Origin of the sequence: Pseudomonas moorei, assembly GCF_008801475.1 — a bacterium.
GTDB lineage: Bacteria > Pseudomonadota > Gammaproteobacteria > Pseudomonadales > Pseudomonadaceae > Aquipseudomonas > Aquipseudomonas moorei.
Window position 1 is genome coordinate 242,455 of sequence record NZ_VZPP01000004.1, and the last position, 16,072, is coordinate 258,526.

General features: G+C 59.6%; 18 protein-coding genes. 3 read left to right on the forward strand and 15 right to left on the reverse strand.

Translation table 11 applies throughout. The features are described from left to right. Positions 1-14 precede the first annotated feature (14 nt). From F7R06_RS08925 to puuE, 6 genes are all read right to left on the reverse strand, one after another. The gene (locus tag F7R06_RS08925; protein ID WP_090324063.1) at positions 15-1,367 is read right to left on the reverse strand and encodes a nucleobase:cation symporter-2 family protein; all 1,353 of its coding nucleotides are present in this window, start codon (positions 1,365-1,367) and stop codon (positions 15-17) included. Positions 1,368-1,536: 169 nt separating this feature from the next. Further along, positions 1,537-2,838, reverse strand: coding sequence for a urate hydroxylase PuuD (locus F7R06_RS08930; RefSeq protein ID WP_090324062.1), 1,302 nt, complete (start codon positions 2,836-2,838; stop codon positions 1,537-1,539). Between the two features lie 50 nt (positions 2,839-2,888). Then, positions 2,889-3,392 carry an ureidoglycolate lyase gene (locus F7R06_RS08935; protein ID WP_085716886.1) on the reverse strand — a complete coding sequence of 168 codons (504 nt, stop codon included), beginning with the start codon at positions 3,390-3,392 and terminating at the stop codon, positions 2,889-2,891. 123 nt (positions 3,393-3,515) lie between these two features. After that, positions 3,516-4,511: an allantoicase gene (gene alc, locus F7R06_RS08940; protein ID WP_090324060.1), complete on the reverse strand. Its 996-nt coding sequence runs from the start codon at positions 4,509-4,511 to the stop codon at positions 3,516-3,518. Between the two features lie 88 nt (positions 4,512-4,599). Further along, complete coding sequence (uraD, locus tag F7R06_RS08945; protein WP_090324058.1) at positions 4,600-5,115, reverse strand: 2-oxo-4-hydroxy-4-carboxy-5-ureidoimidazoline decarboxylase; 516 nt, start codon at positions 5,113-5,115, stop codon at positions 4,600-4,602. Then, complete coding sequence (gene puuE, locus F7R06_RS08950) at positions 5,112-6,038, reverse strand: allantoinase PuuE (RefSeq protein WP_090324056.1); 927 nt, start codon at positions 6,036-6,038, stop codon at positions 5,112-5,114. Before puuE ends, uraD begins: the two co-directional genes overlap by 4 nt. Positions 6,039-6,471: 433 nt before the next feature. Here puuE and uraH point away from each other — a divergent pair, with 433 nt between their 5' ends. Further along, positions 6,472-6,825 carry a hydroxyisourate hydrolase gene (gene uraH, locus F7R06_RS08955; protein ID WP_008031462.1) on the forward strand — a complete coding sequence of 118 codons (354 nt, stop codon included), beginning with the start codon at positions 6,472-6,474 and terminating at the stop codon, positions 6,823-6,825. Between the two features lie 187 nt (positions 6,826-7,012). On the opposite strand, the gene F7R06_RS08960 is transcribed toward uraH, so the two are convergent. From F7R06_RS08960 to F7R06_RS08970, 3 genes are all read right to left on the reverse strand, one after another. Further along, positions 7,013-7,639, reverse strand: coding sequence for a LysE family translocator (locus tag F7R06_RS08960; RefSeq protein ID WP_090324054.1), 627 nt, complete (start codon positions 7,637-7,639; stop codon positions 7,013-7,015). A gap of 72 nt (positions 7,640-7,711) precedes the next feature. After that, the gene (locus F7R06_RS08965; protein WP_090324053.1) at positions 7,712-9,061 is read right to left on the reverse strand and encodes an NCS2 family permease; all 1,350 of its coding nucleotides are present in this window, start codon (positions 9,059-9,061) and stop codon (positions 7,712-7,714) included. Positions 9,062-9,404: 343 nt separating this feature from the next. Next, positions 9,405-9,851, reverse strand: a complete 447-nt coding sequence (locus tag F7R06_RS08970; RefSeq protein ID WP_090324051.1) for a MarR family winged helix-turn-helix transcriptional regulator — start codon at positions 9,849-9,851, stop codon at positions 9,405-9,407. An 82-nt stretch (positions 9,852-9,933) separates the two neighbouring features. On the opposite strand from F7R06_RS08970, the gene F7R06_RS08975 reads away from it, so the two are divergent. Beyond that, positions 9,934-11,100: an aminotransferase-like domain-containing protein gene (locus F7R06_RS08975; protein WP_090324050.1), complete on the forward strand. Its 1,167-nt coding sequence runs from the start codon at positions 9,934-9,936 to the stop codon at positions 11,098-11,100. 79 nt (positions 11,101-11,179) lie between these two features. Here the strand turns inward: F7R06_RS08975 and F7R06_RS08980 are convergent, their stop codons facing one another. From F7R06_RS08980 to F7R06_RS09000, 5 genes are all read right to left on the reverse strand, one after another. After that, complete coding sequence (locus F7R06_RS08980) at positions 11,180-11,551, reverse strand: glutathione S-transferase N-terminal domain-containing protein (RefSeq protein ID WP_090324048.1); 372 nt, start codon at positions 11,549-11,551, stop codon at positions 11,180-11,182. A gap of 103 nt (positions 11,552-11,654) precedes the next feature. Beyond that, the gene (gene folE / locus F7R06_RS08985) at positions 11,655-12,200 is read right to left on the reverse strand and encodes a GTP cyclohydrolase I FolE (RefSeq protein ID WP_003204506.1); all 546 of its coding nucleotides are present in this window, start codon (positions 12,198-12,200) and stop codon (positions 11,655-11,657) included. A gap of 77 nt (positions 12,201-12,277) precedes the next feature. After that, entirely contained in the window at positions 12,278-12,835 is a 558-nt protein-coding gene (locus tag F7R06_RS08990; protein WP_017339764.1) for a Smr/MutS family protein, read from the reverse strand. 76 nt (positions 12,836-12,911) lie between these two features. After that, complete coding sequence (locus F7R06_RS08995; RefSeq protein ID WP_090324046.1) at positions 12,912-13,232, reverse strand: hypothetical protein; 321 nt, start codon at positions 13,230-13,232, stop codon at positions 12,912-12,914. Between the two features lie 131 nt (positions 13,233-13,363). Then, the gene (locus F7R06_RS09000) at positions 13,364-13,954 is read right to left on the reverse strand and encodes a cysteine hydrolase family protein (protein WP_090324044.1); all 591 of its coding nucleotides are present in this window, start codon (positions 13,952-13,954) and stop codon (positions 13,364-13,366) included. A 239-nt stretch (positions 13,955-14,193) separates the two neighbouring features. Here F7R06_RS09000 and prmB point away from each other — a divergent pair, with 239 nt between their 5' ends. Next, a complete protein-coding gene (gene prmB, locus F7R06_RS09005) occupies positions 14,194-15,102 on the forward strand; it encodes a 50S ribosomal protein L3 N(5)-glutamine methyltransferase (protein ID WP_090324043.1) in 909 nt (302 codons plus the stop codon). Positions 15,103-15,231: 129 nt separating this feature from the next. Here prmB and F7R06_RS09010 read toward each other — a convergent pair whose 3' ends face one another. Then, on the reverse strand, positions 15,232-16,023 hold the full coding sequence (locus F7R06_RS09010) for a hypothetical protein (RefSeq protein WP_090324041.1): 792 nt from the start codon (positions 16,021-16,023) through the stop codon (positions 15,232-15,234). Positions 16,024-16,072 lie beyond the last annotated feature (49 nt).

The following is a 16,072-nucleotide window of genomic DNA, read 5'->3' on the forward strand; positions in this document are numbered from 1 at the left end:
GGGATGGTTACCTGTCAGTGAGCGTGGCAGTCGTTAATGGCTGCGCGTTCGGCGCCGCCGAGGATGTTGAACAGCAGGTTCAAGGTCAGCGCGCTGAGCGTGGCCATGGCGATACCGCTGTGGGTGATCGGGCTCATCCACACCGGCAGGTGGGCAAAAAACTCCGGACGCACCACCGGGATCAGGCCCATGCCGATGCTGACCGCCACCAGCAACTGGTTGCGCCGGTCGCCGATATCGGCTTCCTGGAGAATCTTGATGCCGGTCGCGGCGACCATGCCGAACATGGCAATGGCGGCACCGCCGAGCACCGCTGGCGGAATCGAGGCCACCAGGAAGGCGGCTTTCGGCAACAGGCTGAGGACGATCAGCAAGCCGCCGGCCACGATGGTCACCGAGCGGCAGCGCACACCGGTCATCTGCACCAGGCCAATGTTCTGGGCGAAGGAGGAGTGGGTGAAGGTGTTGAAGAATCCGGCGACAAACGAGGCGCCGGCGTCGCACAACAAGCCGCGACGCAGCATGCGCGGGCAGACTTCCTGGCCGGTGATCTTGCCCAGGGCCAGGAACATCCCGGTGGACTCGACGAAGATGATCACCACCACCAGGCACATCGACAGGATCGGCGCGAGTTCGAATTTCGGCAGGCCGAAATGCAGGGGGGTGACGAACTGCAGCCACGGCGCCTGGGCCATGCCACTGAGGTCGACCATGCCGAGCAGGCCGCAGAGCACATAGCCCAGGCACATGCCGATCAGCACGGAAATATTGACCCAGAAGCCGCGCATGAAGCGATGCACCAGCAAAATGGTGCCCAGCACCAGTGCGGCGATGGTCAGGTAAATCGGCGAGCCGAATTGACTGGCGGCAGCACCGCCACCGGCCCAGTTCACGGCCACGGGGAACAGCGATAAACCGATCGAGGTGATGACCGTGCCGGTCACCAGGGGCGGGAAGAAGCGTACGACCTTGGACATGAACGGGGCGATGATCATGCCGAAGAACCCGGCGGCGATGGTGGCGCCGAAGATTCCTTGCAAACCGATACCGGGCATGCCGGCCATGGCGACCATGCTGCCGACGGCGGCGAAACTGGCGCCCATCATCACGGGCATGCGAATGCCCACGGGGCCGATGCCGAGTGACTGAACGATGGTGGCAATGCCAGCCACCAGCAGGTCGGCGTTAATCAGAAAGGCGATTTCTTCACGACTCAGGCCAGCGGCCTGTCCGATGATCAGCGGCACCGCGATGGCACCACCGTACATCAGCAGAACATGTTGCAGACCGACCAGGATCAGTTGCAAAAGGGGCAAACGCTGAATGGCGGGTGCGTCGGGGATGCGCGCTTTGGAGAGCTCGGACATGCAACACCTCGGATCTTTTTTATTCTTGTGATTGAACAGCTGCCGGGTTGCTCACAGCTGTTTCTTTGCATCAGGTAAACCGCGTTGCGGCCAATCGCTGGCAAGCCAGCTCCCACACAGGCAGTGCAAAACCCTGTGGGAGCTGGCTTGCCAGCGATGCTTTTAACGATTAATTGGTCTGGGCTCCCTGAACAATCCAGGCGCCGATCAGGTCACGTTCCTGCTGGGTCATCTTGGTGATGTTGCCCAGGGGCATGATCTGGCTGGCTACGGCCTGAGCCTGAATCCGCGCAGCGTTCTGGCGGATCTGCTCGGGGGTGTCGAACATCACACCGGCCGGGGCCGCGCTGAACAGCGGGCTGGTCGGTTTGGCCGAGTGGCAAACCGCGCAACGTTCCTGAATCACGCTGTGCACCTTGTCGAAGCCAGGACCTGCATTCGATGCTTGTGCCGGAGCGGCAGCAGGCGTCTCGGCGGGTTTTGCTTCAGCGGGTTTCAAACCACCACCCAATGCCGTTTCCGGCAGCGGTTGGTATTCGATCTTCGCAGGTGCCTTGGCCACGTCCGGGCTGGTCGTCGGCGCAGGGCCGGTGACGTAGGCCAGGCTGATCATGCCGACCGCTGCCACTGGCAAGGTCCAGGCAAACTTGTGGCTGTCGTGACGGGTGTTGAAGTAGTGACGAACCAACACTGCCAGTACCGCGATCCCGGCCAGGATCAGCCAGTTGTATTGGCTGCCGTATGTGCTCGGGAAGTGGTTGCTGATCATGATGAACAGCACCGGCAAGGTGAAATAGTTGTTGTGACGCGAACGCAGCAAGCCTTTGGCTGGCAGCGCCGGATCCGGCGTGCGGTTCTCGGCAATCGCCGCCACCAGTGCCCGCTGCGCCGGCATGATGATGCGGAACACGTTACCGACCATGATGGTGCCGATGACTGCGCCGACGTGCAGGTACGCACCACGACCGCTGAACACCTTGCTGAAGCCGTAAGCGGCGCCAATGATCAACACGAACAGGATGAAGCCGAGCAGGGCAGGGCGTTTGCCCAGGGCCGAGTCGCACAGGAAGGAGTAGACGAACCAGCCGATGAACAGCGAGCCGATACCGATGGCGACGCCTTCAGGACCGCTCAGGGTGCTGCCGGGAGCCAGCAGGTAGAGCGTCGGGTTGGAGTAGAACACCACGCACAGCAGCGCGATCCCCGACATCCAGGTGAAGTAGGCTTCCCATTTGAACCAGTGCAGGTTGTCCGGCATGGTCGGTGGGGCCAGTTTGTATTTTTCCAGGTGGTAGATACCGCCGCCGTGGATCGCCCACAAATCACCGGCCAGGCCACTTTTCGGGTTGACCCGATTGAGGTTGTTTTCCAGCCAGACGAAGTAGAACGATGCGCCGATCCAGGCCACACCAGTAATCATATGAACCCAGCGCACGCTCAGGTTCAGCCATTCCAACAGATGTGCTTCCACAGTCTTTACCTCTCGCCTGTCACTCTTTTGTCGAGTGATCAGACCTTCTCTTATTGGTGGGGGGCGAGGATCAAACGCTCATCCTCTTTGAAAAAATGCTCATCGCAGTTATTGCCTGTGCCACTGCGATCAACCACCAGGAAGTCATCCCGCTTTTCGATCGTCAGCACCGGGTGGTGCCAGACGCCGCGATGGTAATTGATGCCCTGCCTGCCGTTGGTAACGAAGGCGCGGACCAAGCCTGATACAGGCACATCGCCAAGTGGCGCGACCACGATCAGAAAGGGGTTGCCGAGCAGCGGAATGAAAGCCTGGCTGCCCAGCGGATGGCGCTCCAGCATGCTGACGGTCAGCGGCATGTCCTGCGCGTCGGCGCGGAAGATGCTGATGATCGCCTTGTCCTCTGGCGTGGCGGTTTCCACCGTCGCCAGTTTGTGAAAGCGCATGGTCGAACCGTTGTTGATCATGAAGTGATCACTGCCGTCGGTTTCGATAACGTCACCGAAAGGGGCGAAGGCTTCTTTGGTCAAAGGTTCAATCGTCAGTGTGCGCATGCTGTTCTTATCCGAATTCTGTGTTGTTGGTTCTATCGTCATCGCTGGCAAGCCAGTCCCACAGGTTGTGTGTACACCACAATTCCTTGTGGGAGCGGGCTTGCCCGCGATTAGGGGCGACGCTTATTTCGCGACCTTGCCCAGAACACGCAGGCGGCTCACACCACCATCCGGGAATACGTTCAGGCGGATGTGGGTGATCGGGCCCAGTGCCTTGATCTGCTCGGCGAAGGTGTGCTCGGCGTGCATTTCCAGCTTCTGGCTTGGCAGCAGTTCGCGCCAGAACAGCGATTGGGTTTCGATCTGGCTGTCGGTACCGCCCTTGACGAAGGCGCCCTGGATCGAGCAGCTGTCCGGGTAGTTGCCCTTGAAGTGCAGGGTATCGACGATGATTTTCTCGATTTCGCCCGGGTGGCCCAGTGCGACGATCACCCAGTCATTGCCCGGTGTACGGCGACGCGCGGTTTCCCAGCCGTCGCCCATGTTGATGCCACGGCCCGGGTTGAGGATGTTGCTCATGCGGCCGAAGTGTTCGTCAGAGCAGGCGAGGGCGCGGCCACCGTTGAGGGCTGCAGCCAGGTCGACTTGCTCGTTGTCGCCCACAGCGGACCAGTCGCGGAACGGAATGCCGTACACGCGCAGACGGGCAACGCCGCCGTCCGGGTAGATGTTGAAGCGCAGGTGGCTGAAGGCCTGGTCGTTGTTGATTTCGTGGTAGTGGTGACTGTTGCCTTGCAGCTCCACGGCGGACAGCACTTCAGTCCACTGGGTGTTTTCGTTCGGCTCGCCTTCGGCCAGGAAGCAGGCTTCCAGGGAGGCCGACGGCGGGAAGTTACCGGTGAAGAATGAAGTGTCGATGTCGACGCCTTTGATCGAGCCAGGCACGCCCAGGCGGATCACTGCGCTGTCGTAGCCTTCGAAGCGCTTGCGGCGCGATTCCCAGCCGTCCATCCACTTGCCGTTGTCATCGAACACGCCCTCCTTCCAGACGGCCGGAGTCGGTTGGAACAGACGATTGGCGTCTGCGAACCAGTCATCGGTGACCGAGATGATTTTGGTGCCCAGGCGGGCGTCGGCCAGGTTGACGAACTTCTCGAAAGGTACGGCGTAAGCTTTCATTCTTCTTGTCTGCCTTTAATAAGTTGGCTTGGGATGCTCTCAGGGCCCTGGGCGATTTGTGCGTTCAGTTACGCTCGGGCCAAGGTCGCTATAGGGTCAGTAAACGGAACAGGGCGATCTTGTTGATCTCCGCCAGCGCGCACTTGAATTCGGTGTCGACCGAGTTGTGAATGCGCGTTTCGAACGCCGCGAGGATCTGATGCCGGTTGCTGCCTTTTACCGCCATGATGAAGGGAAACTTGAACTTGGCTTTGTAGGCGTCGTTCAGCTCGGTGAAGCGCTGGAACTCTTCGGCCGTGCATTGGTGAATACCGGCGCCAGCCTGTTCATTAGTGCTGGCTTCGGTCAACTCGCCCTGGACGGCGGCTTTGCCGGCCAGGTCCGGGTGAGCATTGATCAGGGCCAGTTGGCTTTGCTGATCAGCACTCAACAGGATGTCGCTCATGCGCTGGTGCAGGGTTTCGATCTCGTCGATCGAAGCGTCCTGGCCCAGCTCGAAGGCTTTTTCGGCCACCCATGGCGAATGTTCGTAGATATCGGCGAACGCGCTGACGAAAGCGTCGCGGCTCAGGGTCGATGGCTTGATGGATTGAAAGGTGCTCATTTGGCAGCCCCTTGGTACGGGTGGGTTGCTTGCCAGTGGCGTGCAATGTCGACGCGACGGCTGAACCACACCTGTTCATGACTTTTAGCGTATTCGATAAAGCGCTTGAGCGAGGCCAGACGCGCCGGACGGCCAATCAGACGGCAGTGCAAGCCAATCGACAGCATCTTCGGTGCTTCGGCGCCTTCGGCGTACAGGACGTCGAACGCGTCTTTGAGGTATTCGAAGAAATCGTCGCCCTTGTTGAAACCCTGGACCTGGGTAAAGCGCATGTCGTTGGTGTCCAGGGTGTACGGGATCACCAGGTGCGGCTTGCCGGTCGGGTTGTTCGGTTCCCAGTAGGGCAGGTCGTCGTCGTAGGTGTCGCAGTCGTAGAGGAAACCGCCTTCTTCCATCACCAGGCGACGGGTGTTCGGGCCGGTGCGGCCGGTGTACCAGCCCAATGGGCGTTCGCCGGTGATTTCGGTGAGGATGCGGATCGCTTCGAGCATGTGCTCGCGTTCCTGGGTTTCATCCATGTACTGGTAGTCGATCCAGCGGTAGCCGTGGCTGCAGATCTCGTGGCCGGCTTCGACCATGGCGCGGATCACGTCCGGGTGACGCTGGGCGGCCATGGCGACGGCGAAGATGGTCAGCGGAATGTCGAATTCCTTGAACAGTTTCAGAATCCGCCAGACACCGGCACGGCTGCCATACTCGTAAAGCGATTCCATGCTCATGTTGCGCGCGCCTTGCAGCGGCTGCGCCGAGACCATTTCAGACAGGAAGGCTTCGGATTCCTTGTCGCCGTGCAGGATGTTGCGCTCGCCGCCTTCTTCGTAATTGAGTACGAACGACAGGGCGATGCGGGCATTGCCCGGCCAGTGTGGGTGAGGAGGGTTACTGCCGTAACCGACCAGGTCGCGTGGGTAGTCAGCGCTCACTGCAGGCTTCCTTCTTATTCGATGATGACGGTTGGTGCGACGCAGCTGAAAACTCGATGGCAGGCTGGCGTCACAGCGATGGGCTGATTGTATACAACTTTATATTCAATTTGTAAGCCTGATTTTTTGCATTTTTCTTTAACGGTCATCTTTTCGTGTGCTTGACCCGGTCCTGCAAGAAACCTGCCTGATAGGTCAGCTAATGGCTGGAGGGTTCAACAAGTCCGCGGTTCAGCCGTTAATCGCCGGGAAATCCATGGATGGCGCTGGTCGCGGTAAAAATGTCGTTTTTATTGTGTACAATTTTTTTGAAAAGTGTCTTAATTAGTCGCTCGCCGCAGCTTTTCGTGCTCCGAAACGGTGCGGTCTCCTTTTAACTGACTTCGGGAGGCGCGAGGTCTGACTGCTTCATGCAGGCAGGCGCGCAGAATCAATGGGACGTTTGACTACACATGTTTTGGACGCTGCACATGGCTGCCCGGGCAGCTCGATCAAGGTCGAGTTGTACCGTGTTGAAGGTTCGCAGCTGGAATTGGTCGCCAGCGCGATAACCAACAGCGATGGCCGTGTCGATGCACCGTTGTTGCAAGGTGATGACTACCGTACCGGGGTCTATCAGGTTCAGTTTCATGCGGGCGATTACTACCGCGCCCGTGGCGTTCAACTGCCGGAACCGGCGTTCCTGGATGTAGTGGTGCTGCGTTTTGGCATTTCTGCGGAGCAGGACCACTATCACGTGCCCTTGCTGATTTCGCCGTACAGCTACTCCACGTATCGCGGCAGCTGATCCCCCAAGCAGCTGCCTCAACCTGGAAGCGACTGCGCATATAGCTTCTTTGGTCTTTCGCCCGCTCACACTGCGGGCTTTTTTTCGCCTGGAGAAAAGTGGTGCCTGTGCTGGCGCTTTCGCCGGCAAGCCGGCTCCTACAAGGTGATTCGCACGACCTGTGGGAGCTGGCTTGCCAGCGAAGCTGTTAACGGCTGAGCAGGGACGCTGCCCCGGCTCCACTGAACAACCCGGCACTGATCCGGTTGAACCAGCTCTGCCCCTTGCCACTGCGCAGATACCGCGCCGCACCATGGGCACCCAGCCCGTAAGCCAATTTGCACAGCAGGTCCAGCACGGTCCAGGTGGCAATCATCACCAGCAACTGCGGGAGGAATGGCTGTTCGGCGCTCAGGAACTGCGGGAGGAAGGCGGCGAAGAACAGAATGTCTTTCGGGTTGCTCGCACCCAGCATGAAGGCGCGCCCGAACAGGGCACGAAAGCGTGGCGCCGGGGCCGCTTGAGGCACTTCGGCGCCATGGGCCGGTTGACGCGATTGCTGCCAGCTCTGCCAGGCGAGGTAGAACAGGTACAGCGCACCGACGATCTTCAATGCGCTGAACAATTGCTCCGACGCCAGCAGCAGCGCGCCCAGACCCAGCGCCGAAGCGCTCAGCAGGCAAATCGAGGCAGTCACGCCACCGAGAAAGGCCGGGTAGGAACGCACCAGACCGTAATTCAAGCTGTTGCTGATCATCAGCAAAGACAGTGGCCCCGGGATCAGGATCACCACCAGCGCAGCGCCGCTGAACAGCAGCCAGGTTTCCAGACTCATCACTTTCCTCCATTTGCACAAAAGCCTCACCCGACGGGGTGAGGCTGGTTTGAAGCGCGTACCGCCTAAGGTTTACAAGAAGATGAACTTGGCGATGAAGATCGCGCAGAGCACCCACAGACTCGCGGAAATTTCCTTGTACTTGCCAGTGCCGGCCTTCAGGACCACATAGGTGATGAAGCCCAGCGCGATACCGTCGGCGACCGAAAAGGTCAGGGGCATCATGATGGCGGTGACGATCGCCGGAATGCTGTCGGTCGCTTCGTCCCACTCGATGTGCTTCATGCCACCCATCATCAACATGGCCACGTAAATCAGTGCGCCTGCGGTGGCGTAGGCGGGAATCATTCCGGCCAGTGGAGCGAAGAACATGGCTGCAATAAATAGCACACCTACGGTCACTGCGGTAAGACCAGTCCGACCACCCGCCGCTACACCCGCGGCACTTTCCACATAGCTGGTGACAGGAGGAACACCGACGATCGCGCCGAATACACTGGAGGCACTGTCGGCTTTCATGGCGCGGGAGAGGTTTTCGATGCGGCCGTCAGCGTTGACCAGATTGGCGCGCTGCGCCACGCCCATCAAGGTGCCGGCGGTGTCGAACATGTGTACGAAGAGGAAGGCCAGCACCACACTGATCATGCTGACGTTGAACACGCCGGCGAGGTTCATCGCCATCCAGGTCGGGGCCAGGCTCGGCGGTGCCGACATGATCCCTTCGTAATGCACCAGGCCCAGGCCCCAACCGGCCAGGGTTACGGTGATGATGCTAATGAGGATGGCGCCAAAGACCTTGTGGTAGCTGAGTACGGCGATCATCAGGAAGCAGATGGCGGCCAGCAGCGGGGCTGGCTCGCGCAGGGAGCCCAGTTTGATCAAGGTGGCCGGACTGTCGACGATGATGCCGGCGGTTTTCAAACCGATCAGGCCCAGGAACAGGCCCACACCCGCACCCATGGCGAAGCGCAGGCTCACCGGAATGCTGTTGAGCAGCCATTCGCGGACGCGAGAGAAGGTCAGGATCATGAACAGCACACCGGACACGAACACTGCACCGAGGGCGGTCTCCCAGTTGTAGCCCATGGTGCCGACCACGGTATAGGTGAAGAAGGCGTTCAGGCCCATGCCCGGCGCCAGGCCGACCGGCCAGTTGGCGTACAGGCCCATCAGCAGGCAACCCAGTGCGGCGGCGATGCAGGTGGCGACGAACGCCGCACCGTGATCGATCCCGGCGTCCGCCATGATGTTGGGGTTGACGAAGATGATGTAGGCCATGGTGATGAAGGTTGTCAGACCGGCAATCAACTCGGTCTTCACCGTGGTGCCATGCAAGCTGAGTTTAAAGATGCGCTCCAGCCAGCCATTGCGTAAAGGCGGCGAGAGATCCAGCGTCGATGCTTCGGATTTGCGGCTTTCCACAGCGAATACTCCTCAAGAGTTTTATTGTTATTTCCAGGGCCGGACCCGAGAGGGTGGCAGCAGCCCTTTGAGGCACTTGCGATTTTGTTGACCGCTTGGTCAGGAACTCGCACGAGGTGGATTATGCTTTTGTGTACAAATAAAGCAAATATTGTTTTTTGTTTTGTAGACGAAAAAAATGACGATAGCGGTATATCGCCGGGAAGGGTGCCATCGCGGGCAAGCCACGCTCCCTCAGGAATTGTGTCGTTCACCGACCTTGTGAATGACAAAAAATCTGTGGGAGCGCGGCTTGCCCGCGATGACGTCAGATCAATCGATACATCTGTTGCGGATCAAATATTCAGTCAGCGGCCACTTGGCTTTTCCCCAGCGCCAGATTCACCGCCAACCACCCATTCACCGCCGTTTCCCCGGCCTCGGCAAACACCCGCTCCAGCAATCTCACCTGCTCACGACGCAGCGCCTGCTCGAAGCGCGCCCCCTCGTCGGTCAGCTCCAGCAGGCGTTTACGCTTGTCTGTCTCGGACGCAATGCTGTTCACCAGATGCATTTCCAGCAATTGGCGCAGTGGCATGTTCAGCGCCTGCTTGCTTACGCCCAGCAAGGCCAGCAACTCTTTCACACTCAAGTTCGGGTAACGGGCGATGAAAAACACGATGCGTTGGTGCACACGGCTCAAGCCTCGGCGTTCAAGCATTTCATCGGCCTTGGCGGTGAAGGCCTGGTAGCCGAAGAAAAACGCTTCCATGGCTTGCTGCTGGGATGTCGGGTTTTTAAGGTCAAGCATATTGACGTATCCGCTCGGGCTGACGTAATTTCGGTCAACAAGTTTGACTCATTTTCCTCTGGCCTCGCTACCGGTGATCCCCATGGCTTTTTCCGAACGTGTTTCGCGCCTTAAAAGTTCTCTGATCCGTGAAATCCTTGCCGCTGCCCAGCGCCCGCAAGTGATGTCGTTCGCCGGCGGGTTACCGGCCGAAGCCATGTTGCCAAAGGTCGAATGGGATCAGATGCCGCTGACCATGGGCCAATACGGCATGAGCGAGGGCGAACCGGCGTTGCGCGAGATGTTGGCAGCCGAGGCCCGGGCGCTGGGCGTGCCCTGCGAGGCGAGTCAGGTGTTGGTGGTCAGTGGTTCACAGCAGACCCTCGATCTGGCGGCCAAGCTCTACATCGACAAGGGCACTGAGATCCTGCTCGAAGCGCCGACCTACCTGGCGGCACTGCAAATCTTCCAGCTGTTCGGTGCGGAATGCCTGACCGTGCCGCTACAAGGCGATGGCCCGGACCTGGCGCAATTGCGCGTACGCCTGGAAAAGCACCGTCCTGCGTTCATCTACCTGATCCCGACGTTCCAGAATCCATCGGCCGTGCGGTATAGCGAAGCCAAGCGCGATGCCGTGGCGGCGTTGCTCGACGAGTTCGGCGTGACCCTGATCGAAGATGAGCCTTACCGCGAACTGACCTTCGACGGTGGCAGTGCGACACCTATTGTCAGTCGCTTGAAAAAATCCAGCTGGATCTACACCGGCACCGTGTCGAAAACCTTGCTGCCGGGGTTGCGCGTCGGTTATCTGATAGCCAGCGCGGATCTGTTTCCGCATTTGTTGAAACTCAAGCAATCGGCGGATCTGCACACCAACCGCGTCGGCCAGTGGCAAGCGCAGCAGTGGATTGGCAGCGAAAAATTCCGGGAGTATTTGAGTAAATTGCGCGACTTCTACCGGGGGCGTCGCGACGCGTTTCAATCGGCCCTGGAGACGCATTTTGCCGACCTGGCGGATTGGCATGTGCCGCAAGGCGGGCTGTTTTTCTGGCTCACCCTCAAGCAGCCATTGGATACCCGAACCTTGCTGCACGCGGCATTGGCCAATGATGTGGCGTTCATGCCGGGCGAGCCGTTCTTCCCGGATCCGGACAACAACCCCGGTCATCTGCGGTTGAATTTCAGCCACATCGACCCGGCGCGGCTGGATGAGGGGCTCAAGCGGTTGGCGGCGGTGGTGCGTCAGGCGCAAGCGGCGCAAGCCGCCTGAAAACAGATAAACCGGCGCAAGGGCCGGTTTATTTTTGCCTGAAGATGTGTGGTGACTGTAGCGGCCCCGCTGAAGTTTTTCAGGCCGCAGCGAAGCGCTTGTCCAGATAATCAATGATCACCTTGGACTCATACATCCAGGTGGTCTGGCCGTTCTCTTCGATGCGCAGGCACGGCACCTTGATCTTGCCGCCTTGCTCCAGCAGGGTCTGGCGATCCTGTTCGTTGTTCTTCGCATCGCGCAAGGCCACCGGCACATTCAGGCGGCGCAGGGTGCGGCGGGTTTTCACGCAGAACGGGCAGGCGTGGAATTGATACAGGGTCAGGTCCTTGGCGGCGCTGTTGACCTGGGCCTGAGCCTCGGCCGGGCGCTGCTTTTTGCCTGGGCGGGTGATGAAGTCGATGAAGATGATCAGTTGGCCAAGGCCGACACGAAGCGCTTTTACGAACACGTTGAAAGCCTCACGGAGCGAAAAATGAAGGGCGCGCAGCTTACCTGATTTTCGCGGACGAAAAAAAACCGGCGATGAATGCCGGTTTTCTTCGTGCTGCGAATTACTTGATGAGGCTGAGGAATTCACTGCGAGTCGCAGCGTTCTCGCGGAACTCGCCGAGCATCACCGAGGTGATCATCGACGAATTCTGCTTTTCCACACCGCGCATCATCATGCACATGTGCTTGGCCTCGATCACCACTGCAACGCCCAGGGCGCCGGTGACTTGCTGGACCGCGTCGGCGATCTGGCGGCTGAGGTTTTCCTGGATCTGCAGGCGGCGGGCGTACATATCGACGATCCGCGCAACTTTCGACAGCCCCAGGACCTTGCCGCTCGGGATGTAGGCGACGTGGGCCTTGCCGATGAACGGCAGCAGGTGGTGCTCGCACAACGAGTACAGCTCGATGTCCTTGACCAGCACCATTTCGCTGTTGTCGGAGCTGAACAAGGCACCGTTGGTGACTTCTTCGAGCGTCTGTTCATAACCGCGGCAGAGGTACTGCATGGCTTTGGCGGCACGTTTTGGCGTGTCGAGCAGGCCCTCGCGGGAGACGTCCTCGCCCAGTTGGCCGAGAATCGCGGTGTAATTCTGTTCCAGGGACATGAAACTACCTGTGGGATTTTACGCAAAGGGCAAGGGTACGGTGGCGGACACGTCGCTGCAAGCATGACGCATCAGCTTTACTCGTCCCGACCTTCCATCATGGTTCGTTTGAGCATCACATAAACGGCGCCGGCACCGCCGTGCCTGGCCTGGCACGAGGTGAAGCCCAGTACCTGCGAATGCTGGCGCAACCACGTGTTGACGTGGCTTTTGATCATCGGCCGCTTGCCGTCCAGGCGCACGGCCTTGCCGTGGGTGACGCGCACGCAGCGAATTTCGAATTTGGTGGCTTCAGCGAGAAAGGCCCAGAGGGTTTCCCGGGCCTTTTCCACGCTCATGCCATGCAGGTCGAGGCTGCCTTCGAACGGAATCTGACCGATCTTGAGCTTGCGCATCTGGCTTTCCTGCACACCGTCGCGCGCCCACATCAGCTCGTCTTCCGGACCGACATCGATGACGAATTGATCCGACAGTCCGTCTACGGTAGTGGCGTCGGTGCGCACGGTGGCGGCCTGACGCAGCTTGGCGATCTGCGCGCGGTCAGCCTTGGGTTTGCCGGTTTCGGCGCGATCGTGCTTGATCGGCTTGACGCCTTGGATCGCGCTTTTGAACAGGGAAAAATCGTCGTCTTGCATGTCAGCCTCCGCGAAGGGCGGCCAGTTTACCCAACTCGAAGCGAATGGGCGCGCGACAAAACGCGCGACCTTCGGCTCAGTCGTGTTTTTTCATCAAATGCGGGGACATGGCCAGCTCCCGCGACTGGCGTGCGCGACGACGGCAGCGCCGCCACAACCAGACACCGACGTACAGCACGACCAGGCCAATCGCCAGAATCACAGCGGCGCCAGCGCGGTTGGTGTTCATTTCGCCCAGGGCGGGTGCGTGGCCGAGGAGGCTGGCAATGCCGGCCATGATCAGCAGCACGCCAGACATGGCCAGCAACGCGGCAATCGTCGCGCCGATTCGATAACGCCAGTTGCTTCGGCCTTTGGGCCGCAAGCGGCGAGCGTCAAAACCATCGGATAACTTCATTCCGACCTTCCTCAATGGGTATCGGCCCTTCGACCGGGAGTTGACCGGGATGTTCCTGAGGCTAAGACAATTACGGCTAACGAGAGGCTTTTGCGGATGAGCGGCGCTTTAGACCGCTCATTGAACGTCGATCAAATCAGATCGCGAGTCAGCGCGAGGGTGGCGAAGTTGTCCGCCATGATCGCCATTTCGGTCTGCTGGACGTGCTCGGCGCTCAGGACGCCGCCCTTGTAGGGCAAGTCGCGGGTGGCACAGGCGTCTTCCACCAGGGTGCAACGGAAGCCCAGGTTCTTCGCGGCGCGTACGGTGGTGCTGACGCTGGAATGGCTCATGAAACCGCAGACGATCAAGTCGAGGGCGCCAAGATCCTGCAGGCGTTTTTCAAGCGGGGTGCCGTGGAACGCGCTCGGCAGCAATTTGCCGATGATGGTTTCGTCGCCCTGTGGTTCGAGCCCCGGGATGAATTCACCGCGCTCGCCTTGTGGGTCGAACAGGCCACCGACGGTGCCGAGGTGGCGTACATGCACGATCGGGCGGCCGGCGGCACGGGCCGCGGCCAGCAATTGCTTGATGTTCGCGACGGCAGCGTCCATGCCGCTCAGGGCCAATGGACCGCTGAGGTATTCTTTCTGGGCATCGATGATCACAAGTGTCGCGTGGCTCAGATTGGCTGCTGCGTAACCGCGGCCGCTGAGTTGAAACATCGTTTTTGGAACGGACATTCTGGGGCTCCTTTGAGTGGGGCTTTTGCGACATTCTCCTCTGGCTGAGCGCTTCTGTGAATCGCTACCATCGCAGGCACCGTCGTTACTGGCGTGCAGCGTTGTCAAGTGGGCCGTTTTGTTCAACCCCAAGCGGAAAAAAGAGAAGGGTCCTACATTTGCACCGGTGGTTTTCCTGCGTCGTCGCGACGGCGTTTGGCTGATAGAATCGCCCGTCGATTTTTCTGGAGTTTGCCGTCGTGATCACTTCCCGCCTTCGTACCCTGCGTGACCATATCCGTTGGGCCGTCAGTCGCTTCCATGGGGAGGATCTGTTTTTCGGCCATGGCACTGACAATGCCTGGGACGAAGCCCGTCAACTGGTGTTGGGCGCGCTGCATCTGCCGTGGGAAATCTCCGATAGCTACCTGGACTGCAATCTGGAAGAAGACGAAATCGTCCATTTGCAGCACCTGCTCAAGCGCCGGATCGAAAAACGCGTGCCGACTGCTTACCTGCTGGGTGAAGCCTGGTTCTGCGGCATGTCGTTCATTGTCGATGAGCGCGTGCTGATCCCGCGTTCGCCGATTGGCGAGCTGATCGAAAACCGCTTCACTCCCTGGCTGGCCCACGAGCCTGCGCGAATTCTCGACCTGTGCACCGGCTCCGGTTGCATCGGTATCGCCTGCGCCTATGAGTTCCAGAATGCCGAAGTGGTACTGGCCGACCTGTCGTTCGAAGCGCTGGAGGTGGCGAACCAGAACATCGAGCGTCACGGTGTCGATGAACGGGTCTACACCGTGCAGGGTGATGGTTTCGACGGTTTGCCGGGGCAGCGTTTCGACCTGATCGTGTCAAACCCGCCTTATGTCGATGCCGAAGACTTCGCCGACATGCCTGACGAATACCAGCATGAACCGGAGCTGGGCCTGGCCTGCGGCGAGGATGGTTTGAATCTGGTACGGCGCATGCTCGCCGAAGCGGCCGATCACCTGACCGAGAAGGGGTTGTTGATCGTCGAGGTGGGCAACAGCCAGGTACACGTCGAGGCGTTGTACCCTGAAGTCGATTTCGCCTGGCTGGAATTCGAGCGCGGCGGGCATGGGGTGTTCATGCTGTCGGCAGAACAGTGCCGGAATCATCAGGCGCTATTCGCCTCCCGCGTCTGATCCTTGTGTGGGAGCAAGCTTGCTCGCGATGGACGTCAACGATAACGCGTGTTTTCTGGTTAAACACATCGCTCTCAAGTTCATCGCGAGCAAGCTCGCTCCTACAAGGGGCGCCGTGGTCTCAGACCATCAACGGTGCGTCGCAATCCAGATCAACAAGCCCGCCTGAAACACCGCAAACGCCACCAGGCAGGTGATGGTGAAGCGCAGCCCGGCGTCTTCGCGTTTGTACTTGCTGACTTTTTCTTCGTGTTTCTTGAGTTTGACTTCCTGCTCGGCCAGGTTGTGCTCGGCTTGCTGGAGCATTTGCGCCGCCTCGAGAATTTCCACGACCTGCAATTTTTCCGTGTTCCAGTCACCCGACAGGTCGCCGACCTGGACTGCCTTCACGCTGCCCTTCAAATGTTGGGCGTCGGCGTAAACCACGTCGAAACCGTGTACTCGCAAAAAGTGGTCGCGACGCAGGCGGGTGTCTTCGTTCAGCGCGTCCTTGTTGTTCAGGTCAGTGCCGTCGACGGTGTAGCCGGGCCATCTCTTCTTCGCCCAGGTAATGCCCTGGGCCGCCATGAAACGACCGATACCGCGGTTCAGCGGTTCGATTTGCAGGCCGCTGTCGGGCCCGAAATGCACACGCTTTTCGCTGTGGTCGACCCACACGTCGAGCTGATTCTGTTCCTTGCGCACGCGTTGACCGGGCAGGGTGATGTTCATGCGCATCAGGCTGCGCTGCTTGTCGTTGCGCTCGGCATAACCGAACTCGACAAAGCGCAGGGGGCGCCCGCCGGTATTGCGGTCGGTCTGCAACGGCGCCAGACGGAGCATCTTGTGGTGCTCGACGCGGACGTCCGCCCAAGGCAGCTCGACCACTGGCGGTGTGTCTTGTTCAGCGGTGGTGTCGGGTGAAGTCTGGGTATCAGTCATAACGGCGAGATCCTGTCCAAGCTCTGCTTGTCGCCAGCCAGTGCGCTGG